Annotated in this window: 23 protein-coding genes and 1 pseudogene; 17 read left to right on the forward strand and 7 right to left on the reverse strand. The window is 60.3% G+C overall.

Annotated features, from left to right (window positions below; translation table 11 throughout):
- Positions 1-72: 72 nt before the first annotated feature.
- Both ICL81_RS06445 and ICL81_RS06450 read right to left on the reverse strand, forming a co-directional pair.
- Positions 73-1,266: pseudogene (locus tag ICL81_RS06445) on the reverse strand (SulP family inorganic anion transporter); the annotation flags it as partial.
- Between the two features lie 69 nt (positions 1,267-1,335).
- Positions 1,336-2,505, reverse strand: a complete 1,170-nt coding sequence (locus tag ICL81_RS06450) for a TDT family transporter (RefSeq protein ID WP_188034085.1) — start codon at positions 2,503-2,505, stop codon at positions 1,336-1,338.
- Positions 2,506-2,574: 69 nt separating this feature from the next.
- On the opposite strand from ICL81_RS06450, the gene ICL81_RS06455 reads away from it, so the two are divergent.
- The 3 genes from ICL81_RS06455 to ICL81_RS06465 all read left to right on the forward strand — a co-directional run bounded on the left by ICL81_RS06455 (position 2,575) and on the right by ICL81_RS06465 (position 4,912).
- Positions 2,575-3,477: a LysR family transcriptional regulator gene (locus tag ICL81_RS06455; RefSeq protein WP_188034086.1), complete on the forward strand. Its 903-nt coding sequence runs from the start codon at positions 2,575-2,577 to the stop codon at positions 3,475-3,477.
- 95 nt (positions 3,478-3,572) lie between these two features.
- Positions 3,573-3,974, forward strand: a complete 402-nt coding sequence (locus ICL81_RS06460) for an MmcQ/YjbR family DNA-binding protein (protein ID WP_188034087.1) — start codon at positions 3,573-3,575, stop codon at positions 3,972-3,974.
- 50 nt (positions 3,975-4,024) lie between these two features.
- A complete protein-coding gene (locus tag ICL81_RS06465; protein WP_353055445.1) occupies positions 4,025-4,912 on the forward strand; it encodes an ADP/ATP-dependent (S)-NAD(P)H-hydrate dehydratase in 888 nt (295 codons plus the stop codon).
- A 234-nt stretch (positions 4,913-5,146) separates the two neighbouring features.
- Here the strand turns inward: ICL81_RS06465 and ICL81_RS06470 are convergent, their stop codons facing one another.
- Positions 5,147-6,508, reverse strand: a complete 1,362-nt coding sequence (locus ICL81_RS06470; protein WP_188034089.1) for an MFS transporter — start codon at positions 6,506-6,508, stop codon at positions 5,147-5,149.
- A gap of 124 nt (positions 6,509-6,632) precedes the next feature.
- Positions 6,633-7,076 carry an Lrp/AsnC family transcriptional regulator gene (locus tag ICL81_RS06475; protein ID WP_188034090.1) on the reverse strand — a complete coding sequence of 148 codons (444 nt, stop codon included), beginning with the start codon at positions 7,074-7,076 and terminating at the stop codon, positions 6,633-6,635.
- A gap of 232 nt (positions 7,077-7,308) precedes the next feature.
- Between ICL81_RS06475 and ICL81_RS06480 the strand changes: the two genes are divergently transcribed.
- The 7 genes from ICL81_RS06480 to paaZ all read left to right on the forward strand — a co-directional run bounded on the left by ICL81_RS06480 (position 7,309) and on the right by paaZ (position 15,779).
- On the forward strand, positions 7,309-8,361 hold the full coding sequence (locus ICL81_RS06480) for a thiamine pyrophosphate-dependent dehydrogenase E1 component subunit alpha (RefSeq protein WP_370566853.1): 1,053 nt from the start codon (positions 7,309-7,311) through the stop codon (positions 8,359-8,361).
- Complete coding sequence (locus ICL81_RS06485; RefSeq protein WP_188034091.1) at positions 8,358-9,347, forward strand: alpha-ketoacid dehydrogenase subunit beta; 990 nt, start codon at positions 8,358-8,360, stop codon at positions 9,345-9,347. Before ICL81_RS06480 ends, ICL81_RS06485 begins: the two co-directional genes overlap by 4 nt.
- The gene (locus ICL81_RS06490) at positions 9,344-10,678 is read left to right on the forward strand and encodes a dihydrolipoamide acetyltransferase family protein (RefSeq protein ID WP_188034092.1); all 1,335 of its coding nucleotides are present in this window, start codon (positions 9,344-9,346) and stop codon (positions 10,676-10,678) included. Before ICL81_RS06485 ends, ICL81_RS06490 begins: the two co-directional genes overlap by 4 nt.
- 157 nt (positions 10,679-10,835) lie before the next feature.
- Positions 10,836-12,053, forward strand: coding sequence for a thiolase family protein (locus ICL81_RS06495; RefSeq protein WP_188034093.1), 1,218 nt, complete (start codon positions 10,836-10,838; stop codon positions 12,051-12,053).
- On the forward strand, positions 12,050-12,817 hold the full coding sequence (locus tag ICL81_RS06500) for an enoyl-CoA hydratase/isomerase family protein (RefSeq protein WP_188034094.1): 768 nt from the start codon (positions 12,050-12,052) through the stop codon (positions 12,815-12,817). The genes ICL81_RS06495 and ICL81_RS06500 overlap by 4 nt, the downstream gene beginning before the upstream one ends.
- Complete coding sequence (locus tag ICL81_RS06505) at positions 12,817-13,716, forward strand: 3-hydroxyacyl-CoA dehydrogenase family protein (RefSeq protein WP_188034095.1); 900 nt, start codon at positions 12,817-12,819, stop codon at positions 13,714-13,716. The genes ICL81_RS06500 and ICL81_RS06505 overlap by 1 nt, the downstream gene beginning before the upstream one ends.
- Entirely contained in the window at positions 13,713-15,779 is a 2,067-nt protein-coding gene (gene paaZ, locus ICL81_RS06510) for a phenylacetic acid degradation bifunctional protein PaaZ (RefSeq protein ID WP_188034096.1), read from the forward strand. The genes ICL81_RS06505 and paaZ overlap by 4 nt, the downstream gene beginning before the upstream one ends.
- A 65-nt stretch (positions 15,780-15,844) precedes the next feature.
- Here the strand turns inward: paaZ and ICL81_RS06515 are convergent, their stop codons facing one another.
- From ICL81_RS06515 to paaI, 3 genes are all read right to left on the reverse strand, one after another.
- A complete protein-coding gene (locus tag ICL81_RS06515) occupies positions 15,845-16,456 on the reverse strand; it encodes a TetR/AcrR family transcriptional regulator (protein ID WP_188034097.1) in 612 nt (203 codons plus the stop codon).
- A gap of 76 nt (positions 16,457-16,532) precedes the next feature.
- Positions 16,533-17,867: a phenylacetate--CoA ligase PaaK gene (paaK, locus tag ICL81_RS06520; RefSeq protein WP_188034098.1), complete on the reverse strand. Its 1,335-nt coding sequence runs from the start codon at positions 17,865-17,867 to the stop codon at positions 16,533-16,535.
- A 51-nt stretch (positions 17,868-17,918) separates the two neighbouring features.
- Positions 17,919-18,407 carry a hydroxyphenylacetyl-CoA thioesterase PaaI gene (paaI, locus tag ICL81_RS06525; RefSeq protein WP_215394760.1) on the reverse strand — a complete coding sequence of 163 codons (489 nt, stop codon included), beginning with the start codon at positions 18,405-18,407 and terminating at the stop codon, positions 17,919-17,921.
- Between the two features lie 158 nt (positions 18,408-18,565).
- Here paaI and paaA point away from each other — a divergent pair, with 158 nt between their 5' ends.
- From paaA to ICL81_RS06560, 7 genes are read left to right on the forward strand one after another with little or no spacing between them, the layout of a single operon-like run.
- Positions 18,566-19,537, forward strand: coding sequence for a 1,2-phenylacetyl-CoA epoxidase subunit PaaA (gene paaA, locus ICL81_RS06530; protein WP_188034171.1), 972 nt, complete (start codon positions 18,566-18,568; stop codon positions 19,535-19,537).
- A 27-nt stretch (positions 19,538-19,564) separates the two neighbouring features.
- A complete protein-coding gene (paaB, locus tag ICL81_RS06535) occupies positions 19,565-19,870 on the forward strand; it encodes a 1,2-phenylacetyl-CoA epoxidase subunit PaaB (RefSeq protein ID WP_188034099.1) in 306 nt (101 codons plus the stop codon).
- Positions 19,867-20,691: a 1,2-phenylacetyl-CoA epoxidase subunit PaaC gene (paaC, locus tag ICL81_RS06540; RefSeq protein ID WP_188034100.1), complete on the forward strand. Its 825-nt coding sequence runs from the start codon at positions 19,867-19,869 to the stop codon at positions 20,689-20,691. The genes paaB and paaC overlap by 4 nt, the downstream gene beginning before the upstream one ends.
- Positions 20,685-21,194, forward strand: a complete 510-nt coding sequence (paaD, locus tag ICL81_RS06545; protein ID WP_188034101.1) for a 1,2-phenylacetyl-CoA epoxidase subunit PaaD — start codon at positions 20,685-20,687, stop codon at positions 21,192-21,194. Before paaC ends, paaD begins: the two co-directional genes overlap by 7 nt.
- Positions 21,195-21,213: 19 nt before the next feature.
- The gene (gene paaE / locus ICL81_RS06550; RefSeq protein WP_188034102.1) at positions 21,214-22,320 is read left to right on the forward strand and encodes a 1,2-phenylacetyl-CoA epoxidase subunit PaaE; all 1,107 of its coding nucleotides are present in this window, start codon (positions 21,214-21,216) and stop codon (positions 22,318-22,320) included.
- Between the two features lie 16 nt (positions 22,321-22,336).
- The gene (locus ICL81_RS06555) at positions 22,337-23,131 is read left to right on the forward strand and encodes an enoyl-CoA hydratase/isomerase family protein (protein WP_188034103.1); all 795 of its coding nucleotides are present in this window, start codon (positions 22,337-22,339) and stop codon (positions 23,129-23,131) included.
- A complete protein-coding gene (locus ICL81_RS06560) occupies positions 23,128-23,571 on the forward strand; it encodes a PaaI family thioesterase (RefSeq protein WP_188034104.1) in 444 nt (147 codons plus the stop codon). Before ICL81_RS06555 ends, ICL81_RS06560 begins: the two co-directional genes overlap by 4 nt.
- The last annotated feature ends 4 nt before the right edge of the window (positions 23,572-23,575 follow it).

The following is a 23,575-nucleotide window of genomic DNA, read 5'->3' on the forward strand; positions in this document are numbered from 1 at the left end:
GACGGCCTGGCGCTCGCGTTGGGGCTCGCGTTGGGGCTAACGCTCGAGCGCGAACTTGCGCGCGGTCGCGTTGATGAGCGCTGCAAGAAGCGTTCCGACGATCACGCCAACCGCGAGGTTCGAGGTCGCGACGACGAGCGCGACCGTGATGACCATGACGATGGTGTCGCGCTTGGGAAGCGTCTTGAGTCCCCGGGGCGTGATGCTGCGCCAGTCGAAGGTCGCCACACAGACCATGATCATTATGGCAACGAGTGCCGCCATCGGGATCATAGCGACGAGGTCGCCGAACACGACCACGAGCAGCAGCAAGAAGCCACCGGCGCAGAACGTCGAGATGCGGGTGCGGGCGCCCGAGACCTTCACGTTGATCATCGTCTGGCCGATCATCGCGCAACCACCCATGCTGCCAAAGAAGCCAGACACGATGTTCGCGACGCCCTGACCCCACGCTTCCCTGGTCTTGTTCGATGGCGTCTTCGTGATGTCGTCGACGAGCTTCGCGGTCATGAGCGACTCCATGAGGCCAACAAGTGCCATTGCGATTGCGTACGGCGCAATGATCGCGAGCGTATGGAGGTTGAGTGGCACGTTCGGGATGAAGAGCTCAGGCAGGCTGTGCGGCAGTTCGCCCTGATCGCCAACGTTGGGCACGTTGATAGCGAAGAGAATCACGACGGCGGTGATGATGACGATCGTGACGAGCGGCGCTGGGATCGCGCGCGTGAAGCGCGGCAGGACCGCGAGGATCACGAGCCCAGCAGCAACAAGCAGATACACCGCCCACGGGACATCGATGAGGTGCGGCAGCTGCGCAATGAACACGAGAATCGACAGTGCGTTCACGAATCCAGTCATCACGCTGCGCGGCACAAACTTTACGAGCTTGGCGACGCCAAACACCGCGAACAGAATCTGGAAGACGCCTGCGAGCATGACCGTGGCGATGAAGTAGTCCATGCCGTAGATGCGCGACACCGGTGCGATCACGAGAGCGACGGCGCCGGTCGCGGCGCTGATCATTGCGGGGCGACCGCCCACAAAAGCGATCGTTACTGCCATCACGAAGGCAGCGAACAGGCCAACCTTCGGGTCAACGCCAGCGATGATCGAGAATGAGATTGCCTCGGGAATGAGCGCGAGACCAACGACGAGTCCCGCGAGCACCTCACGAGTGAGCAACCGCGGCGAGCGTAGCGCGCTGAGCACCGTGGGAGGGTGCGCTGATCCGCTCATTTTCGTGGCCGTCTGATTCTCGCGCTGCATACGTCGCACTCCCCTTCTCTGGCCGTTTTCCTCGCGTCACTGGCAAAGAAGAAACGGCCGCAGACCAGTTTACGCAGCTTGGGGCGGCGCGAGCAGCGTGCCCTTGATGACGGAGCCGTGGAAGGTGCGCGATGCCGCGATGATCCACGCGGCGACCAAACCGATGTAGTAAATCACGGCGAGCACTTGCACCGCGACGAGGCCGGTGTGTGCTGCAAGCCCGTTGAGTCCGGTCACACAGGTGCCGACGGGGAAGGTGAACGACCACCAGGTCAGGCTGAAGGGCAGACCAGCGCGGGCGGTGCGGATCGTGATGGCGAGTGCGACCGTTGTCCACAGCAGTCCAAAGCCGAGCATTGCAAAGCCGTAGATTAAGCTGAAGGTGTTGAGGCCCGCGGCGATCTCATCGCTCACGACGCCGCTCGCGTTTGCACCGAGCAGCGAGGCCGCGGTGATCGACTGTCCCACGGGGCCAAGCACGATCCAGAGCGTCGGAACCATGCCCGCCGCACCGACACCGTGCTGCATGAGACGGCTCCAGATGAGCGAGATGATGATGACCGCGGCCATGAGCGTGAGACCAAAGAAGCCGTAGCAGGTCCAGAGCAGCGTCTCGCGAATCTGGCCTTCCGGAGCGTACGGGAGCAGCAGGGCGCCGCCGGTCGCCGAGACCATGGGCGGCACGACCGGCATGAGCCAGCCACCGAACGCCGACTCGGGCTTGTAGTCGTGACGCGTGAACGCGAGGTACGGCACCATGACCGCGGTAATCAGGCCACCGATCGTGCCGATGGTCCAGAGCGCCCAGTCAATCGAGACAGCGGCGTCGATCCCGATCCAGTCTTTGCCGAGCAACAGCGTGCCAGTGCCGACGGTCATAAATGCCATGGGTGGAGCGCCGTAGAAGTGTGAGATTACCGGGTGCAGGTGATGCTTTGATGCAGTGCCGCGAAACCGGATCCAATGCAGCACAGTCGTCACGGTAAGCGCCACCAGAAGCACTGCGGCGAGCGCCCAGATCACCGTCGCTGCGGTGCGCAGTCCGGGAAACTGGAGCGGCAGTGAGGCGGCAGCAATCGCGACGATGCCGGTGCCCATGATCGAGGCATACCAGTTCGGGGTGAGGTTCGAGTAGATCTCGCGCGGTGAGCTGAGCGCCGCGAAGAGGCGGTGCGGCGCCTTCCCATGGTGCGCAGCAGGCGGCGTGTACTGGGGCGGTGCACTGGTGGTTGCGGTCATGTATCCAGTCTGGCGCGCGACAGCTTTGCCCACTACGTCGGTCAGATTGGTAGGGCACAATAGATAATTGTGACCTCCAATCGACGCATCACCGACCGCACGCTCGACCTCGACACGATCGAGGTGCTCGAGCAGGTCGCTGCGACCGGGTCGATTACTCGCGCCGCAGATTCCCTTGGAGTCACCCAGCAAGCAGTCTCTGCACGAGTGCGGATCGCGGAGCGCGCCGTCGGCCATCAACTCGTGCGCCGCTCCCCCTCTGGTTCGTCACTCACAGAAACTGGGAGGTTCGTACTTGGCCTCGCCCAGCCCGTGCTCGAGGCGGCAGATCGACTCGACGCCGGCGTGCGAGCACTGCAGCAGCCCAGTGGCGAACTCGTCGTTGCGGCGTCACAGACGATTGCTGAACTCATGCTTCCCGACTGGCTCCTCGAGTTCCAGCGACGTGCGCCATCCGTGACGGTCCGGCTCGTGGCGGGCAACTCGACGACGGTGGCTGATCTCGTGCGGTCAGGATCCGCCCACCTCGGATTCTGCGAAGGCCCGCACGCGCCAGTCGGCCTGAACACGGCCGATGTCGCAAGCGACGAACTCGCAGTGGTCACGTCACCCACGCACCCGTGGGCGCACACGGTGTCAATCACGCCCGAGATACTTGCGGCTACTCCCCTCCTCGTGCGCGAGGAAGGTTCAGGCACGCGCGCAACGATCGAAAGCTATCTCGGCGCGGTAGGACGCAGTCTCGCCACACCAGCCGCGGTGCTCGAGACGAGCGGCATCATTCGCGCGAACGCCCGCGCCGGGATCGCTCCTGCCGTGCTGAGCCTACGCCTCGTGGAGGGTGAAATCGCGCTCGGCAAACTTGTGCGCGTGCCACTCAGCGGACCCGTCATGACCCGGGTATTCCGTGGCGTATGGGATGGGCAGCTGTCACCGCTGGCGCGGCGGTTTTTGGCCACTACTTCGGAGTAGCAATGCTGGGGCGAAGCCACACAAGGGGGAAAGCGACGCGACGGTTTCGCCACCGCCTATTCCGTTCAGTCGATTGAGGTGCCATGCTGTGAGCTATGACAGCGAACACACTTCGAGAACTCATCACCATCCCCTGGCTCGACGAACTCGTGGTGAAGCTCCCGGGGGCCGTCACGTTCGTGAAGCCTGAGTGGGACGCGTACATTCTCGCGGTCGGAACAAAGCAGTTCGCAAGGCTCGGTGAAGACGGCGAAGGAGTTCCTTCCATCACACTGAAGGGCGACCCACACGAAAACGAGGCCCTGCGCCAGGCGTATCCCGAGGTCGTGCCCGGGTACTACTCACACAAGGTGCATTGGAACACGATCCGCTTCGTGCCAGATGCAACAATTCCCGAGGAACGAGTTCGCGAGCTCATTGAACACGCCTACGAGATCGTATTCGGCTCGCTCTCGAAAAAGCTCCAGGCCGAGTTGAGCCGCGACTCAGCCACATAAGACTGACGCCAGAACCGATGTTGCCGCACCGAGGTCGTGAAGGAGCACACGTGAGCGACGCCGTTAGCCGTTGGCAGCCATCGAATGCCGCCTCTTTCCTATTGCCGCCCGGTACCCACGATCACAAATACAGCCGCGGAGTGCTTGGACTGCGCACCGGATCAGTCACCTACCCCGGCGCAGCTGTGCTCGGGGCTGAAGCCGCATGGCGAACCGGTGTCGGTCTCGTGCAGTTCGTACCGCAGATCGATGCGAACGCGCCCAAGTTCGGCCTTCCAACCCCAGCTGCGGCAGTCCTCGCGGCGCGACCAGAGACCGTGATTTCTCGGGCGGATCGCAAACTCACCGCATGGCTCATCGGGAGCGGCACCGATCCGGCAGAGCGTTCCCCCGCCGAGACCGCCGAGCTGCTCGCGGTTCTCGCCGGGTCGCGACCCGTCGTAGCCGACGCTGGCGCGCTTGAACTCTGTGTGCGCACGCGACTCTCCGCATCCCCGAAAGCACCGCTCGCCCTCACGCCCCACGCGGGCGAGTTTGCTGCCGTATGGCGGGCTCTCGGTCGGCCACAGCCCGCAGATAACTCCGAGGCCGCCGCGGCGCTCGCCCTGGCGCTCTCTTGCACGGTCGTACTGAAGGGGCCAGTCACGCTCATCGCAGCACCTGACGGCACGCTTCTGCGGGTGGGTCCCGCAACGCCGTGGCTCGCAACCGCCGGTACAGGAGACGTCCTCGCGGGGATCCTCGGCGCACTTGCCGCCCGGCATGCAGCCGACATCACCCTGACCGGCCGCCGCTTCGCCGAGCTCGCCGCGACGGCAGCGTTGCTGCACGACGCAGCCGCCAGGTCGGCGGCTGGGACGTCATCTCAGGGCCGACCAATCACCGCGCTCGATGTGGCGGAGCACCTGCCAGCCGCGATCGATTTCATCACTTCATGATGATTGCGACAGCGAGTCGCAGTGCACCATCTACCAGGCTCGGCGGCCTTTCCTGCTGTGGTAGCTCTGCGCGAGCTTCACACCGCCTGCGATCAATGCTTCAGTCACTTTCGAGGTCTGACCCTTGTAGATCGAAAATCAGCACGGAGACGGTCTAAGACGAAACCCCTCAGTGGTGGCCAGAACATTCTCTGCCACCGCTGAGGGGTTATCCGCGCCGAGAGGGATTCAGCGCTAGTTAGGAACAATCACTTCGTTCGAGCGCGTGTGCAAGTTCACGCCCTTTGGTTCTTTAACAAGCGACACCGCAATCAACGAAATAATGGTGACGCCGAGGATGTAGAGGCCGATAGTCCAAGAAGCGCCAGTTGCCCCAAAAACCAGCTCGGCAATCATGGGCGCGAACGCTCCACCAAGGATCGCGCCAATTGCGTATCCGATAGAGACTCCCGAGTAGCGCACGTCAGCGGGGAACATCTCTGCGTACAATGCCGCCTGCGGCCCGTAGGAGAGCCCCAAGCCGATCGTCATGACAAACAGCGCAATGAAGTACATCCAGAGGTTGCCTGTATCGATCAGAAGCCACATGGGGATAGCCCAGATTCCCAGTAACACATAGCCAATCTGGAAGGTTCGAACACGACCGATTCGATCAGACAGGATGCCGCCGTACAGCGTGAAGAAGAGCCAACCAAACGATGCCAGGGTTGTTGCTAGGAGCACTGGTGGGCGCTCGAGTCCGAGTCCACCGTCAGCGACAGGTCGGGTCGCGTAGGCCGTGAAGAACGCGATAAGTAGATAGCCAGCCGCATTGTTCGCAATAAAGATCAGCGCCGCAAGTACAACCTCGCGCGAATGCTTCGAGAACAGCGTCTTGACCGGGGTAGCCGACTCACCCTTGCGTTCCTGCAGCTGTTTGAACACTGGCGACTCTTCGACTGCTCCTCGAATGAAATAGCCAACAACAATGAGGACAATCGAGAACAAGAATGGAATGCGCCAACCCCAAGTGAGGAACTGCTCTTCCGTGAGCGTCGTAGTGATCACCCACATGGTTGCTGTCGCCAGGATCATGCCAAGCGGCACACCAATCTGAGGATAGGCGCCGAAGAAGCCGCGGCGGTGATTCGGCGCGTGTTCGACTGACATGAGCGCGGCTCCGCCCCACTCTCCACCAGCTGAGAATCCTTGCAGCACTCGAAGCAAAATGAGTAGCACTGGCGCCGCGATACCAATCTGAGCGTAGGTGGGCAGCACACCAATGAGCGCCGTCGCAAGACCCATCAGGATGAGCGTCAGCACCAGCATGCGCTTTCGACCCAATTTGTCTCCTAGGTGGCCCGCCACAATTGCACCAAGCGGGCGGAAGAGGAAGGAGATTCCCAGCGATGCCCACGCAACGATCTGCCCCACGGTCTCGCCCGCGGGAGCAAAGTAGAGGGTCGCAAACACTGCGCCGGCAGCCTGTGCGTAGATAAAGAAGTCGTACCATTCGATCGTGGTTCCGACGACCGTTCCGGCCAGTACCTTTCGTTCTTCTTTACGTCGAGCCTTGGCCCATTCCGCGTCTCTTTCAAGTGTTGCAGTGTCATTCATTGAGAACTCCATTGTTCGTCCGCTGCTGCATGAAATCCTGACCGAACGGTCGGATAGGTGTCGAGTGTACACGCACACAAAAAGGACCGCGACCCCAAAAATGGTCGCGGCCCAGCAAAATCCACTATCCCTTCGTGATGTTTGGGAAGTCTTCGAAGATCAACAGTGTCCGTGAGCTTCGCACGGACGGGATCGATTGCACTTCCTCCAGCACCACACGTCGCAGGTCTCGATTGTCCCGCGCACGAACCAGCAGCAGCACGTCATATTCGCCCCCAACAAGGGCGATGTGCTCTACTTCCGGGATGAGCACTAGGCGCTCCCGAACCTCCTGCCACGACGGCTGTTCGACATGGAGCGTCACATACGCAGAGGCATGCTGACCCATTTTCAACGGGTCAGTGCGCACGGTGAACCCTGCGATGACCCCGCTTTCGCGCAACCGCTTCACCCTCGCGTGCGCACCTGCCCGCGAAATATGCACGGCCTCAGCGATAGTCGTCATTGAGGCTCTCGCATCACCTCGCAATACTTCCAGAACGGCCAGATCCACATCGTCCAGTTCCATGTTGCTCCTGCGTCACTTGATGAACACCTTGGATGGGCAATCGTACATATTTTTGAGGAATTTATAAACGGTTGTTCAACAATCAGTTGAATCCATAAGAGAATTACTACCTTTGGGGGCACCGAAACAGCAATCGTATTCACACATTGCTGCGGCCAAGCTCAAGGAGGAGCAGTTGCCTCACCAAACAACCCCGAATTCGGTCCTACGCTTTTTGCCGCGGGATACCCCCGTGCAGCTCATCTCCCCCAACGGCACACACACGCCAGATGCGGACTATGTAACGCCCGAAGACGAGCACCTTCTCGCCGCGTACGCAGCACTCGTGACGGGCCGCCGCATCAACGACCAGTGCAACGCGTTGGTCCGACAAGGGCGCCTCGCCGTCTATCCTTCTTCGAATGGCCAGGAAGCGTGCCAGGTTGCTGCAGCACTAGCAATCGCATCGAGCGACTGGCTGTTTCCAACCTATCGAGATTCGGTCGCTGTAATCGGACGTGGCGTTCCAGCAGAGGACGCCATGACGCTTCTTCGCGGGGACTGGCATTCGGGTTACGATCCTTGCAAATACAGGGTCGCACCGCAGGCTACACCCCTTGCAACCCAGCTACTGCACGCGGTGGGGTTTGCCCACGCAGCAAAGCTTCGCGGCGAGGACACCGTCGTACTCGCGATGTGCGGCGACGGAGCCACCAGCGAAGGCGACTTCCACGAGGCAATGAATTTTGCAGCTGTATTCAAACTGGCCGTCGTTTTCTTCGTACAAAACAACGAGTTCGCAATCTCGGTGCCCCTCGCCCGCCAAACCGCGGCGCCTTCCCTCGCACACAAGGCAATCGGCTATGGCATGCCTGGCCAGAGGGTCGACGGCAATGACGTTGCGGCACTCCTTGCTGTGCTCGGTGAAGCGGTTGACCGCGCGCGCGGTGGCGACGGCCCATCCTTGATTGAGGCTCACACCTACCGAATGCTTGCTCACACCAACGCCGATGACGACAGTCGTTACCGAGAACCGGAAGCCGTGCAGGAATGGGAGCCACAAGATCCGCTCGTGCGGCTCAGCAAGCTCCTGCGCGACCGCAGCATATTGACGGACTCTCTCGAAGACAAGTTTGCAGCTTCAGCGAATGAGCTATCCGCAACACTTCGCCAAGTCATGCACGCCGAGCCGAAAGTTGATCCCGAAGAGCTCTTCACCCACGTGTTTGCCGAGCGCCCAGAGTCACTTGAAACGCAATGGAATTTCTTACGAGACGAGATCGAGCGCACGGAGGAAGACTCATGAATCAGATCAAAAACCTCACGATGGCGGCTGCACTCAACCTCGCACTTGCCGATTCACTCGCCCAAGACAGCAGCGTACTGATTTTTGGTGAAGACGTTGGGGCGCTCGGCGGCGTATTTCGTATCACCGATGGCCTCACCGAGCGATTCGGCGAGGCCCGCTGCTTCGATACCCCACTCGCAGAATCGGGCATCATGGGTTCCGCAGTCGGCATGGCACTGAACGGCATGCGTCCAGTCGTGGAAATGCAATTCGATGCCTTTGCATTCCCCGCCTTCGAACAGATTGTGAGTCACGTCGCGAAGATCGGAAACCGCACGAAGGGCTCGGTTCGCTTACCCATCGTCATCCGAATTCCATACGGCGGAGGCATTGGCGGCGTAGAACACCACTGCGACTCGTCGGAGGCCTACTACGCGCACACACCGGGCCTCACTGTCGTTTCCCCAGCAACGCCCCAGGACGCCTATTCGCTATTACGTGCAGCAATCGCCTCACCCGACCCGGTGGTCTTTATGGAACCCAAAAAGCTGTACTGGGCAAAGGGTCCCGTCGATACGTCAGTGACCGCAGTGCTCAGGCAGGCACAGGTCGTGCGGGATGGCAGCGATCTCACTCTCATCAGCTATGGCCAGTCGCTTCCCGTGGCCCTTAGTGCGGCAGAGGCAGCAGAATCCGAAGGTCGTAGCGTGCAAGTGATTGACGTTCGCACCCTCACCCCCTTCGACGACAAAACAGTTATGGATGCCGTGCGCGGCACTGGCCGCGCGATCGTGATTGCCGAAGCGCCTAGCTTCGCGAGCGTTGCCTCTGAAATACAGTCCCGCATCTTTGAGCAGTGCTTTGAGTATCTCGAAGCACCCGTGCGAAAGGTTGCTGGCTTCGACATCCCTTACCCCTCTCCAAAGCTTGAGCACTGGCATCTTCCCGACGTTGACCGCGTGCTCGATGCAATCGACTCGCTCCATTGGGAGGACGAATCATGAACACACAGACGTTCCTACTTCCAGATCTCGGCGAGGGCCTTACCGAAGCGGTACTCGTTAACTGGGCTGTCGCGGTTGGCGACAAGATCGAACTCGACCAGGTCATTGCCGAGGTCGAGACAGCAAAAAGCATCGTCGAGCTTCCGTCGCCGTATGCAGGTACCGTGCTCGCGCTGCACTGCGAGGAGGGCGGCGCGATCCTAACCGGAAATCCCGTAATCGAGGTAGCGTCCGATTCAGATTCCGATTCCGCTTCGGGCCTCAATTCCGACCCCAGCACAGGAGACAACACCTCTGCGCAGGCGCTCTACCGCTCCGAGGAACAGGCCGGATCAGGCAACGTACTGATCGGCTACGGAACTGGAGCAAGCCCGACACGAGGCAAGCGCCGCAGACATTCGGGCACGAGCACAGCAACACCGCAGTGCCCAACCTCCGCAGGCACCATCGCAGTGCGTTCGCCAATTGTGCGCAGGCTCGCCCGTGAGCTTGGTATCGATCCGCGCACCATTGCGGCAACTGGCCGCGATGGCGCCGTCACCAGGGCCGATGTACTTCGCGCAGCGCATGCAAATTCCGCGGGCGCGAGCACTCCATTGACTCGCCCGATATGCGGGAAAGCCAAGAACACAGGCCCCTTGCAGGAGGTGCGGCGCGAGCCGTTCTCCCCCCTCCGAAAGGCCGTCAGCGCCACGCTCACCCGGAGCCGAAGCGATATCCCCGAGGCAACCGTTTGGGTCGACATCGACATGACCCAGCTATGGGAATTGCGGCCCGAGATGGCAACACAGGACGCGAAGGCACCATCAATCACCGCCCTGCTTGCGCGATACGTGCTACTCGCGCTGGAACAATTCCCGCTTCTCGCCGCACGTATCGATCACGGTAACGAGATCGTTGAGTTCGACGGAGTCAATCTTGGGGTTGCGGTCGATACTGCGCGCGGGCTGATGGTGCCGATGATCCCACGCGCCGACGACCTCACTGTCGCAGAACTCGATATTGCACTTCGTCAGCTCGCGACCAACGCACGTGACGGGAGCACACCGCCAGAGTTGATGCGTGATTCAACGTTTACCCTGAACAATTATGGCGGGCTCGGCGCTGATGGCTCAGCGGCCATCATTAACTTCCCGAATGTCGCGATTCTTGGCATTGGCCGCATCATGGAGCGCCCGTGGGTGGTCAAAGGCGAAATCGTGCCGCGGCGTATCGCGCAGCTCTCTCTCGTTTTCGATCACCGAGTGTGCGACGGCGGCTACGCTGCCGGGTTCCTGCGGACAGTTACCGCGCTACTAGAGCATCCATTGACTGCCTATTCCCGCGTGTGAGCTGTCGCGAGAGCTCGCGAGGCTCTCGAGAACTCCTGCAGGCCACAAGGTATTTGCGCTCCCGTAGCGTGGCACCCTATTGTAGAATTTATTACCGAACGATCAGTCACTAATTCGAGTGACGGGCGGTCGGGGCTAGACGAGGAGGTCACAGCCCATGCCAGAGGCATATCTCGTAGGAGGGGTACGCACCCCGGTCGGCCGCTACGGTGGCGCGCTCGCATATGTTCGGCCCGACGATCTCGCAGCAATCGTGTTGCGCGCAGCCGTCGAACGCTCGGCGCTGAGCACCGAAGCCATCGCTGCAGGTGCGATCGATGAGGTGGTCTTCGGTGCAGCTAACCAGGCTGGTGAAGACAATCGCAATGTGGCACGCATGGCGACGCTGCTAGCAGGATTGCCCGATGACTTGCCCGGTTACACGGTCAATCGGCTCTGCGCTTCTGGCATGACCGCGGTTGCAAACGCTGCACAGGCAATCCGCGCGGGAGACGCGCAGCTCATCGTTGCGGGTGGCGTCGAATCAATGACGCGCGCACCCTGGGTGCAAGAAAAGCCGTCCCGCCCATGGGCCAAGCCTGGAGCACAGTTCGACACCTCGATCGGTTGGCGGTTCACGAACCCCGCCCTTGCCGCACGCGACAAAGCAACATTCTCCATGCCAGAGACCGCGGAAGAGGTCGCTCGCACCTGCGGAATCACTCGCGAAGATGCCGATGCCTTCGCGGTCGAAAGCCATCGTCGGGCACTGGCAGCCATGGCAGCGGGGAGCTTCCGTGACGAAATCGTTCCGGTGAGCGCCCCTCACGGTCGTGAGACTCGCCTCATCGATGTTGATGAGGGCCCCCGCCCAGGCACAACTATGGACGTCCTCGCACGGCTTCGCCCAGTTGTTCACGACGGCCACGTGGTCACAGCTGGCAACGCCTCCTCGCTCAACGACGGCGCGTCAGCACTCATTGTCGCAAGCGGTGACGCCATTGAACGGTACGGACTCAAGCCTCGCGCGCGCATCGTCACGAGCGTAAGCGCTGCCTTGCCCCCAGAAATCATGGGGCTAGGACCGGTGCCTGCAACAGAAAAGGCGCTCAAGCGCGCGGGACTGACCATATCCGACATCGGCTCGATCGAACTCAACGAAGCTTTTGCCACGCAGTCGCTCGCCTGCATGCGACGACTTGATCTCAACCCAGAACTCGTCAATGCAGACGGTGGCGCAATCGCGCTTGGCCACCCCCTCGGCTCTTCAGGTTCTCGCCTCCTCGTAACGCTACTCGGTCGCATGGAGCGAGAAGGCTCACGGTACGGCCTCGCCACGATGTGTGTCGGCGTTGGCCAGGGCACCGCCACGATTATTGAACGGATTGAAGCATGAACGACTTCACGAGCCTCAGTGCACCTGGCGGCGCGCTCCACGTTCATGACCATGACGACTACATCATCGCGACACTCGACCGGCCGGCGAAGCGAAACGCGATTGACCAAGATCTCATCAACGCACTGCATGAGTTATGCGCAGAGCTCGAACGACGCCCGCGCACCCTCATACTGCACGGCTCTGGCGGCAATTTTGCAGCCGGTGCCGACATCGCACAGCTGCACGAACGTCGCGCCGAAGATGCACGAGCCGGGATCAACACCCACGCGTTCTCACGTGTCGCCGCGCTTCCCATGCCGGTGATCGCGGCGCTTGACGGCTACGCATTAGGCGGCGGCGCAGAGCTCGCCTATGCAGCTGATATTCGCGTTGGCACCCCAGCACTCCGCATAGGCAATCCAGAGACTGGTCTCGGAATCATCGCGGCTGCTGGCGCGACTTGGCGTCTCAGCTCAATTGTTGGCGAAGCCCTCGCAGCAGAGATGCTCCTGTCCGGCCGCATTTTAACCGGCGCAGAAGCATTTTCCGCTGGCCTCGTCACCCATATACACGACAGCGGAGAAGACGCGCTTGCCGCGGCAGAGAAAATTGCACACCGCATCGCATTGCTTGATCCCGCCGCCACCCGCGCCACCAAACGCGTGCTCCTTGCACCGCGTGAATCTCACCCAGCAATTGACCTCGCAGAACAGGCGAGCCTCTTCGAAAGCCCGGAGAAGATGCGACGCATGTCGGAGTTCCTTGAGCGGAAGAAGAAATAATGGCTGAAACGAAAGCTTCGACCTCACCAAACGACGTTGTACCGCAGGTCGTTGGAGTGCTCGGTGGCGGACGCATGGGCTCGGGAATCGCACACGCGTTCTTGCTCGCAGGAGCCTCAGTCACGGTCGTGGAACGCGACCAGGCTGTCGCGCAGGATGCGCGGGCGCGCATCGAACGCAGCATCTCAGCTTCCATCGATCGCGGTTTCCACGCCGACGCGGCCACGCTCAATGCCTCCCTCACCGTAGCCACAAGCGCGACGGCTTTCCAAGGAGCCGAATTGGTCGTCGAGGCAGTGCCAGAATCGCTCGAGTTAAAGCGCGTAGCCCTGCGAGCGATTGAGACCCAACTCGCAACATCTGCCACTATCGCGTCGAACACCTCATCGATACCGCTTGGCCAACTTGCTGAGGCGTTAACCCAACCGTCACGGTTTATCGGCCTCCACTTCTTTAATCCAGTGCCCGCCTCGACACTCATCGAGATTGTCTTGTGCAAGCAGACAAGTGACGAGCTCCCAGCGAAGGCTCGCAGCTGGGTTCGCGCGCTCGGGAAGACCCCCATCACTGTGAACGATGCGCCTGGGTTTGCCTCAAGCCGCCTCGGCGTCGCCCTCGCACTTGAGGCGATTCGCATGGTCGAACAGGGCGTTGCTTCGGCAGCCGACATCGACCTCGCTATGGAGCTCGGCTACCGCCACCCGGTCGGACCGCTGCGCACTACCGACATCGTTGGCCTCGATGTACGTCTCGGAATTGCAGAGCAGTTGCACCGTGACCTCGGGCACCATTTCGCCCCTCCTCGCCTGCTGCAAGACATGGTTGCCGCTGGAAAGCTCGGCCGCAAGAGTGGGCAGGGTTTCTACACCTGGCCTGATTCACCCACCACCGACCGATGAACGGAACAACTGTGACTCACTCGATACTTCCCAGTTTTGTGCAGGGCGCCTGGTGGCAGCCAGCTCCCACTGACCTCACCGCGCACCCCCCTGCCGAGGTACGCGACGCGGTAACCGGAGACCTCGTCGCCCTCGTATCAAGCGCCGGCCTGGATCTTGCAGGAGCGATGGATTACGCACGAGCTACTGGCCAGGAGTCGCTCAGTGCGCTCACCTTTCACCAGCGCGCGATAATTCTGAAGCAGCTCGCGCTTGCCCTTACGGAACGTAAAGCTGAACTGTACGAATTGTCCACCCGAACCGGTGCAACGAAGGCAGACTCGTGGGTAGATATCGACGGCGGTATCGGCGTACTGTTCACATATTCGGGCAAGGGACGGCGAGAGCTCCCGAACGCGCGGGTGCAGATTGACGGGCCAGTCGAGCCGCTGTCCAAGGACGGTTCGTTCCTCGGCCGCCATATTCGAACAACGTTGCCAGGCGTAGCAGTTCAGATCAATGCGTTCAATTTCCCCATCTGGGGCGCACTCGAAAAGTTCGCGCCCACTTTCCTTGCTGGTATGCCCACGATTATTAAGCCGGCGACGCCTGGAGCGTACCTCGCAGAGCACATGGTGCGGATCATGGTTGATTCAGGCCTCCTCCCCGCCGGTTCGGTACAGCTCGTGAGCGGCTCGATCCGTGCGGTGTTCGATCACGCAAAGCTTGGCGATGTCGTCTCCTTCACTGGCTCTGCGAGCACCGCGAAGGCACTCAAAACGCACCCGGCTGTCCAGACCGGCGGGGTCATCTTCGGCGCTGAGACTGACTCGATCAATGCATCAGTACTCGGCCCAGATGCCGTAGCAGGGACGCCAGAATTTGACGGATATGTACGCCAGGTCGTTGCCGAGATGACCACGAAGGCCGGCCAAAAGTGCACAGCCATTCGGCGCGCAATTGTGCCGACCAAGCTGGCAGATGAGGTTGCGGCCGCGATAGCGACGCGCATTGTCGCCAAGGTAGTCGTCGGCGATCCGCGCACCGACGGGACCACCATGGGTTCGCTCGCCTCGGCAGAACAGCGTGCGGAAGTGCTTCGACAGGTCAATCGACTCGTTGAGGGCGGCGGGCGCGTGCTGTTGGGTGCAGGCCAATCTCCCGGAGGTGATAGCGCCTTCGTCGACCCGATCCTACTGCGCTTTGAGAATTCCTACGCCGAGCGGGTACACGATACCGAGGCGTTCGGCCCGGTGGCTTCGATCATTACCTACGAATCAGCCGCTGAAGCCGCCGAACTCGTTGCATTGGGCGGCGGATCGCTCGTCACCAGTGTTGCCTCGGCCGATGCCGATTTCGTTGCCACGCTGACCCGACATATCGCGTCAAGCAATGGTCGCGTGCTTGTCCTGGATCGAACGAGCTCGCGCGCTTCGACCGGACACGGCTCTCCCCTACCCAGCCTTGTGCACGGTGGGCCAGGCCGCGCGGGCGGCGGCGAAGAGCTTGGCGGCGTGCGGAGCGTGTTCCACTACATGCAGCGCACCGCTATCCAGGGCAGTCCTGAGATGCTCACCGCCATTACCGGCGTATGGCATGCGGGAGCACAGACTCGTGCTGACACGCATCCCTTCCGCAAGTCGCTGCAGGATCTCCGTGTTGGAGATCAGGTAGTTTCTGAGGAGCGCGAAGTCACGCTCGATGACATCACCCACTTCGCGGAGTTTACGGGCGACACGTTCTATGCACACACGGACGAAACTGCCGCGGCAGCGAACCCCTTCTTCCCAGGCCGCGTTGCGCACGGCTACCTCTTGCTCTCGTTTGCAGCGGGCCTCTTCGTGTCGCCAGACCCCGGACCCGTACTCGCCAATTACGGCCTTGAGAGTCTTCGTTTCATCACGCCGGTCAGCCCCGGAGATCGCGTACGAGTCACACTCACCGCGAAGCAGATCGTGCCACGCGAAACCGATGATTACGGCGAAGTGCACTGGGACGCTGTGCTCACCAACCAGAACGAAGAAGTCGTCGCAAGTTACGACGTGCTGACGCTCGTTTCAAAGATGCCAAGTCCAGCGAATTAGGCATTACGCAAGTGAGTGGGTCGGGTACTTCTGCACCCGACCCACTCACACGTATTTCGACAGTTCTATGTGTTTGCTCGTAGCCCAGAGCGAACAAACGACAGCACGGTCTCTGCGAGCTCCTCTGGCTTGTCAGGGCCGTCTGGTCGATACCATTCGACAAGTGAATTCACGAGGCCAAATGTGAGACGCGAGGCAAGGCGAGGATCAATATCTTCTCGTACCTTCCCGTCGCCCTTTGCCAGCTCAAACAGCTTGCTAAATCGTGTGGTGAGCACACGTCGGCGCTCAAGCGCACGCAGTTCAACGTCTGAATTCCCGTGCAGTCGAAGCAGCAGCACGAGGTACTGCCGACGTTCACAGGCAACGAGCACTGCCTCGTGCACGATATGTCGAATCTGCTCCCCAGCGTCGTCGCCGGTGGCAGCAGCATCATCAAAGATGCGCTCAAGTTCGCCAAGCACCCGATCGAGTGCGATTTCAAGCATTTCCGTCTTTGACGTGAAATGGTGGTAGACCGCAGACTTCGAGAGGCCAAGGCGCTTAGCGATCATGTCGAGAGATGCGGCATCGTACCCGCGATCCATGAATAGCTGAACGATGACCTCAAGCATTGAGTTTTGGTCATAGCCAGGCCTGCCCCGGCGAGGTGCGGGCACCGCATCAAGCGCAGCCATCGGTCGTTCCTTCCCGACGAGTCCCCAAGGGACGCGGATCTCCAGCCAGGGCGAGACGCCCTGGCTGGATCCAAAGCTACCGTAGATCGTAGAGTCGCTTCAGCTTTCCTTCAGAACGCGGCAGCGACCCTCGTGCGACAAGCTCTACGCCAACCGAAGTTCCCGCGCGGTCTTTGATCAGCTTTTGTAGCCGCTGACGCCCCATTTCGGCAGCCATGTCGCTTGCTCCTTCACACGGCTCGATCTTGACCACGAGGTGGTCAAGCGGTCCGCGCTTCGACAGCTCAAGGCAAAAGTGCGGGGTAAGCTCAGCAATCTCGCACGCGATCTCCTCGATTTGGGTCGGGAACAGGTTCACCCCTCGCAGAATGATCATGTCGTCGTTGCGGCCGGTGATCTTCGCGATCCGCCTGTGCGCGGGACGCGAAGTTCCTGACATCAGCGAGGTGAGGTCACGCGTCCGATATCGAATCATGGGGAACGCTTCTTTCGTCAGCGTTGTGAACACGAGTTCGCCCTCGCTGCCGTCTGGAAGCTGGCGCAGCTCTTCGTCGACAACCTCGGGCAGAAAGTGGTCTTCCCAGATATGTGGCCCATCCTGAGTCTCAACGCATTCGTTACCTACGCCGGGGCCCATCATTTCTGAGAGTCCATAAATATCAACAGCTTTGATATCGAGTCGCGTTTCGAGCTCATGGCGCATCGCATCCGTCCACGGCTCTGCACCGCAGATTGCCACCTTCAGACTGGAGGCGCGCGGATCCAAACCAGCCTTTTCAAAAGCGTCTGCGATCGTCAGGAGGTAGCTCGGGGTGGACATGATCGCGTCTGGCTGGAAGTCATTGATCAGTTGTACTTGCTTTTCGGTCTGACCACCGGACATCGGAATAACCGTGCAACCAAGGCGTTCGATCCCAGCGTGGGCACCGAGGCCACCCGTAAACAAGCCATACCCGTAGGCGTTGTGCACTTTCCAGCCGGGCCGGACGCCAGAGGCATAGAGTGAACGGGCAATCAGATCTGCCCAGTTATCAAGGTCTCTCTGCGTGTATCCCACGACGGTCAAGCGCCCTGTCGTACCAGACGATGCGTGCAGGCGCCGAACTTGATCCATTGGCACCGCAAACAACCCAAATGGGTAATTCTCACGCAGATCCGCCTTCGTAGTGAATGGCAGTTTTTCAATATCTGCGAGCTGTCGAATGTCTTCTGGGCGCACGTGCGCTTCATCAAAACGGCGCCGATAGAACGGCACGTTTTCATACGCGTGCTTGACGGTCCACTGCAGCCGCTCCAGCTGCAGTGCTTCAAGCTCAGGGCGGCTGAGCCGCTCAGCTGCGTGTAGGCCATAGTTCTCTTCAGTGAGTTGGCCAGCAGAAACGTCTTCAAGAGTAGTGGGGGTACTAAACATGGGCGGTCTCAATTCTGGTGTGCGACGATGAACACCGAGTTTGGTGGGTGATTAGACTGCTGGCAGCGATCGGTTGGTGACAAAAGAGCGCCCTCGGAACTCTGCAATCACCGCTTCGTTTTGGTCAGTCACTGTAATGTCATAGAGGCCATTTCTTCCGGCGAGCCAGCGCCGTGAGGCACTCGCAGTAAGAACATCTCCTGCAAAGCTCGCCCGTGTGAATGAAATATCCGCGCCGGAGGCAACGACAGCCATGTCTCCCTCGTTACATGCGTAGGCAAACGCCGTATCGGCAAGTGTGAAGACCATACCACCGTGGGTAATCCCAAAGCCGTTGGCCATGTCGTCGCGGATCAGCATAGAGAGCACGGCGCGTCCCCGTTCAAGCTCAAGCAGCTGAATGCCGAGCGCGCTCTTCGCGGTGTCGGTACGCAACATTGCAGTTGCGGTCCAGGCCGGGTCAAATGGCAGATCCGCTTCGGTGATCGGCGCCCGCTCTGGGGCTCTTTCAGTGGTATTCGGGTTCGACGGTGAACTCATTTTCGCTCCATTGCGGTTATGGTGTAGTACAACTATACTTACTGATTGTTCGGTAAGTAATTGACTGACCGCAACTCTATCACTTCAAATCTTTATGCAAAAGACATGAGGCCAGTGGTTATATACACCGCACTGATGCAAGGAGGCAGCAGATGGTTATGACAACAACACCCGAGCCAGTTACTCTCGATGACGCCCAAGAGCAGGCACAGTTTGATGCCATCATCGAAGCAGACCACCGCATCGAGCCACGAGACTGGATGCCAGAGAAGTACCGCAGCACACTCGTGCGACAGATCTCGCAGCACGCACACTCGGAGATCATCGGCATGCAGCCTGAGGCCAACTGGATCACACGCGCCCCGAGCCTCAAACGTAAGGCAATTCTCATCGCAAAGGTGCAGGATGAGGCCGGCCACGGACTCTACCTGTACTCCGCAGCGCAGACGCTTGGCGTCACCCGCGACGAGATGACTCAGAAACTTGTGGATGGCAAGGCCCGCTACTCCTCGATCTTTAATTACCACACCCCAACGTGGGCAGACATGGGCGCGATCGGCTGGCTCGTCGACGGTGCAGCGATTTGCAACCAGGTACCTCTGTGCCGCGCATCCTACGGGCCATACGGTCGAGCAATGGTTCGCATCTGCAAGGAAGAGTCGTTCCACCAGCGACAGGGGTTTGAGATCCTCTACGAGCTCTCGCACGGCACTCCCGAGCAGAAGCAAATGGCGCAAGACGCGATCAACCGTTGGTACTGGCCATCACTGATGATGTTTGGCCCGAGCGATGACGCCTCGCCAAACTCAGCACAGTCAATGGCATGGAAGATCAAGAGATTCTCGAATGATGAACTTCGCCAGCGCTTTGTTGGAATGTGCGTTCCACAGTTCGAAGCTCTCGGTCTCGAATGCCCAGACAAGGATCTGCGGTTTGACGAAGAAACCGGGAAGTGGATTTCAGGTCCCATTGACTGGGACGAATTTACCGAGGTCCTTGCCGGTCGCGGGCCAGCAAACTCGGAGCGCCTTGATCATCGCAGGGCCGCACACGAAGAAGGTGCATGGGTGCGAGAAGCGGCCGTCGAATACGCAAGGAAGCAGCGCGAGCGCAGTCGATTCGCCGCGTAGTCACTTACCAGCAAGAAGGAGACAAAGATGTCAACACCAGGAGAAGACAGCACTGAGTCATGGCCGCTGTGGGAGATATTCATTCGCGCAAATCGCGGCCTGAGTCACGTGCATGCAGGCTCCTTGCATGCACCCGACTCAACAATGGCTGTGCGCAATGCGCGCGATCTGTACACGCGCCGCAATGAGGGCGTCTCGATCTGGGTTGTACCGGCCGCAGCGATCACGACGAGCGATCCGGACTCCAAAGGGGCGTACTTTGAATCGCCCGCAGGGAAGAACTACCGTCACGCGGTGTACTACTCGATCGCGGAGGGGGTGAAGCACCTATGAGTCAGGATCACGAGGCTCACGGTGACGTCACGGTTGATGAGATACGTCTCGCGGACGAGCTGCCAGGAGCCGGCCATACCGCTTCAGCAGATGTCGCTGAGTACGCAATGTGGCTCGGCGACGACTCACTGATTATGTCCCAGCAGCTCGCCTGGTGGATTTCGCGCGCGCCCGAGCTTGAAGAAGACATGGCGCTCTCGAACATCACACTCGACTTACTCGGCCACGCCCGCGCGCTGCTTCACTATGCCGGTACGGCAACCGGCAGGTCTGAGGATGACCTCGCGTTTTGGCGCGACGAGCCTGAGTTTCGAAGCTGTTGGCTCGTCGAACAGCCCAACGGTGGTTTCGGTGACACGATCGCCAGGCTGTTCCTCTTCTCGACGTACCAGCTACAGGTGTACCGGGCGCTCCTCACGAGCAGTGATCCGTCACTGCAGGCCATAGCTGGCAAAGCCGAGCGCGAAGTTTCCTACCATCTCGACCACGCTGCACAGTGGGTGCTGCGTCTCGCTGGAGGCACTGACCTCTCACGAGCGCGCATCATTGAGGGATTCAACCGCGCTTGGCCTTTCGTCGCTGAGCTGTTCACTGACCACCCGTTGAATGAGCAACTGGCGAATGTTGCACCACGCCCCTCCCAGCTGCGGGCTGGCTTCGATGCAGCTGTTACGGCGGTACTCGATGAGGCAGAGCTTACGGTGCCACAGGTGCAGCCCGCCAGAGCACGTGGTCGTTCTGGGATACACAGCACACGCATGGGGTACATCATCGCTGAATTGCAGTGGCTCCCCCGCCGACATCCTGGTGCATCATGGTGACCGGGATCCGCCCAGCCGACCCAGCCACCGCGCGCGCTTGGGACATTGCCGCACAGGTACCCGATCCCGAGGTCCCGGTACTCACTATCGAAGATCTCGGCGTCCTCCGAGCCGTCACGCTCACAGATGCCGGCGCTGAAGTCGTTTTGACTCCGACCTACTCGGGGTGCCCAGCGATCGATCAGATGCGGGACGATGTCGCCGCGCGACTTCGCGCTGCCGGATATACCGAAGTGAATGTATCCACGACGCTCTCGCCCGCTTGGACCACAGACTGGATGAGCGATTCGGGCAAACGAAAGCTCGAAGAGTACGGCATTGCCGCCCCCCATCCACGCTCAGCGCTTGGCACCGGACCCGTGCGAATCCAGCTCGGAGTGAAGTGTCCCCGCTGCCATTCGATTCGCACCCGAGAAGTGGCTCGTTTCGGCTCAACAGCTTGCAAAGCACACTACGAGTGCCTCGCCTGTTATGAGCCCTTCGACTTCTTTAAGACGCACTAAGCATGCCGGAAGGAACATCATGGCTGCCATTAATCTCGCCGCAAAGAAGCGTGCGACATTCCATGAGCTCAGAGTCACTGAACTCAGAGCTCTTACCGAGGAGAGCGTCGAAGTTACATTTGAGGTGCCACCAGACCTCGCAGACGACTTTCACTATCTCGCCGGCCAGCATCTCGCACTTCGCACCACAATTGGCGGTGCGGATCTACGGCGTTCTTACTCAATCTGCCGTCCGCCTACGAAGGGTCGTATCTCGGTCGCAGTGAAGCGTGATTTCGGCGGCGTGTTCTCCACATGGGTGAACGAAGAACTTCGAGTCGGGGATACCCTGCAGGTCATGACCCCGCAGGGCGCATTCACTTCAAATTTGGACGAACTCACAGGACGACACGTAGTCGGTATCGCTGCCGGCTCAGGGATTACGCCAATCATCACGATGGCTCACCGCGTGCTGAGCCAGAGCGACTCATCGCGGTTCGACCTCGTCTTCACGAACCGGTCATCCACTGATGTCATGTTTGTGGAAGAACTCGCCGATCTGAAGGATCGTTATCCGCAACGCTTCGGCTTGCATCATGTGCTCTCGCGGGAGCAGCGATCCGCTCCGATCATGTCTGGCCGGCTGGACGAGGATCGTCTGCGAACGATTCTGCAGCAGGTCATTCCCGTCACTATGACCGATGAGTGGGTTCTTTGCGGCCCTTTCGAACTCGTTCAGCTATGCCGGGACCTTCTCGCCGAGCATGAGGTTGATTCTTCCCACGTACGCTTCGAGCTCTTCTCAACTGGAGAACCTGGGTTCACTCCACAGGCACGACCTGTCCAGGTTCGCGGAGGCGAAAAGACGGTGACCATCGATTTCACACTCGACGGCACCTCAGCCTCCGTGGAGAGTCCTGTGGCGGCAAACGAGTCAGTTCTCAACGCGGCCCTTCGTGTCCGCCCCGACGTGCCTTTCGCCTGCGCCGGCGGTGTCTGTGGCACGTGCCGGGCACGCGTCATCGAAGGCTCCGTGTCAATGACAGAAAACTATGCGCTCGAGGAGGACGAAATCGAACGTGGCTATGTTTTGTCCTGTCAGTCACACCCACAGTCCGACCGCCTCGTGCTCGACTTCGACGCCTAGTGAGAAAGGTCACACAATGACCCAAGATGTATTGCTGACATTTCATGACGGTGTCGCTGAAGTCACATTGAATGCACCCGACCGGCTCAACGCCCTCGGCCCCGAGATGCTCGATTCAATCGCTGCCGCGTACCGCGAAGCAGCCGATAACGGAGTGCGGGCACTCGTGTTGCGGGGTGAGGGGCGCGCGTTCTGCGCCGGCCGCGATATCTCGGGAGTAGATCCCCGAGAAGACGATGTGCTCGGTTACCTGGCCGAACGCGTGCAGCCTCTGCTCGAACAAATGAGCGCATTTCCCGCGCCCACCTTTGCACTCGCGCACGGCGCATGTCTCGGCGTTGGTCTCGGCCTACTCATCGCGACCGATGTCGTGTACGTCTCGGAATCGGCCAAGATCGGGAGCCCCTTTGCAAAGCTTGGCGCGACACTCGACTCCGGCGGGCACGCGCTCTTCTTTGAACGGCTCGGCGCACACAGAACACTCGATTTGATCTATACAGGCAGGCTACTCACGGGCGCCGAGGCCGTCACCGCTGGACTATTCTCGCAAGCCTTTCCCGACGACACCGCTCTCGCAGCCACACGCCAGGCTGCCGCAATCGCCGCGCAAGGAGCGACGCAAGCGTTCATCGCGTCGAAGCTGCTCGTACACCAGCTCCGTGACGAGCGCACGGGGCTCTGGCGGGCAATGTCAGCCGAGAACAAGGCACAGGCTGCCCTGTGCGACACCGATGACTACCGTGAGGGCTTCTCAGCGTTCCAAGAGAAGCGGACGCCCACGTTTACTGGAACATCGAGGGCAGCCGTATGAAGACGAGTGAAGACACATTCTCCAAGACCGCACACCCTACCGCTGACAACTGGGTAGCCGCTCACGGTGGCGGCGAACTCATGGAGCGAATGGGCATTGAATTCACCGAGTACACCCTCGAACGCACGGTTGGGCGCATGCCAGTGCATGGCAACCGGCAGACCGTCGGATTCCTGCACGGTGGGGCCTACGTTGTCCTCGGCGAATCGCTCGGCTCAATGGCGGCGAACCTCCACGCGGGCCCCGGGCGGCTGGCAGTGGGAGTAGATATCAATGCGACGCATACTCGTTCTGCCACGGACGGCTTCGTCACGGGTGTCTGCACACCAGTGCACCTGGGGCGAACTATCGCGGTGCACGAAATCGTGGTGACTGACGAAGACGGCGATCGGTGCTGCACGATGCGCATAACCAACCTCATCAAGGACATGCCAGGGTAGGCCG

The sequence above is a fragment of the Leucobacter sp. cx-328 genome, assembly GCF_014530035.1.
Classification (GTDB): Bacteria; Actinomycetota; Actinomycetes; order Actinomycetales; family Microbacteriaceae; genus Leucobacter.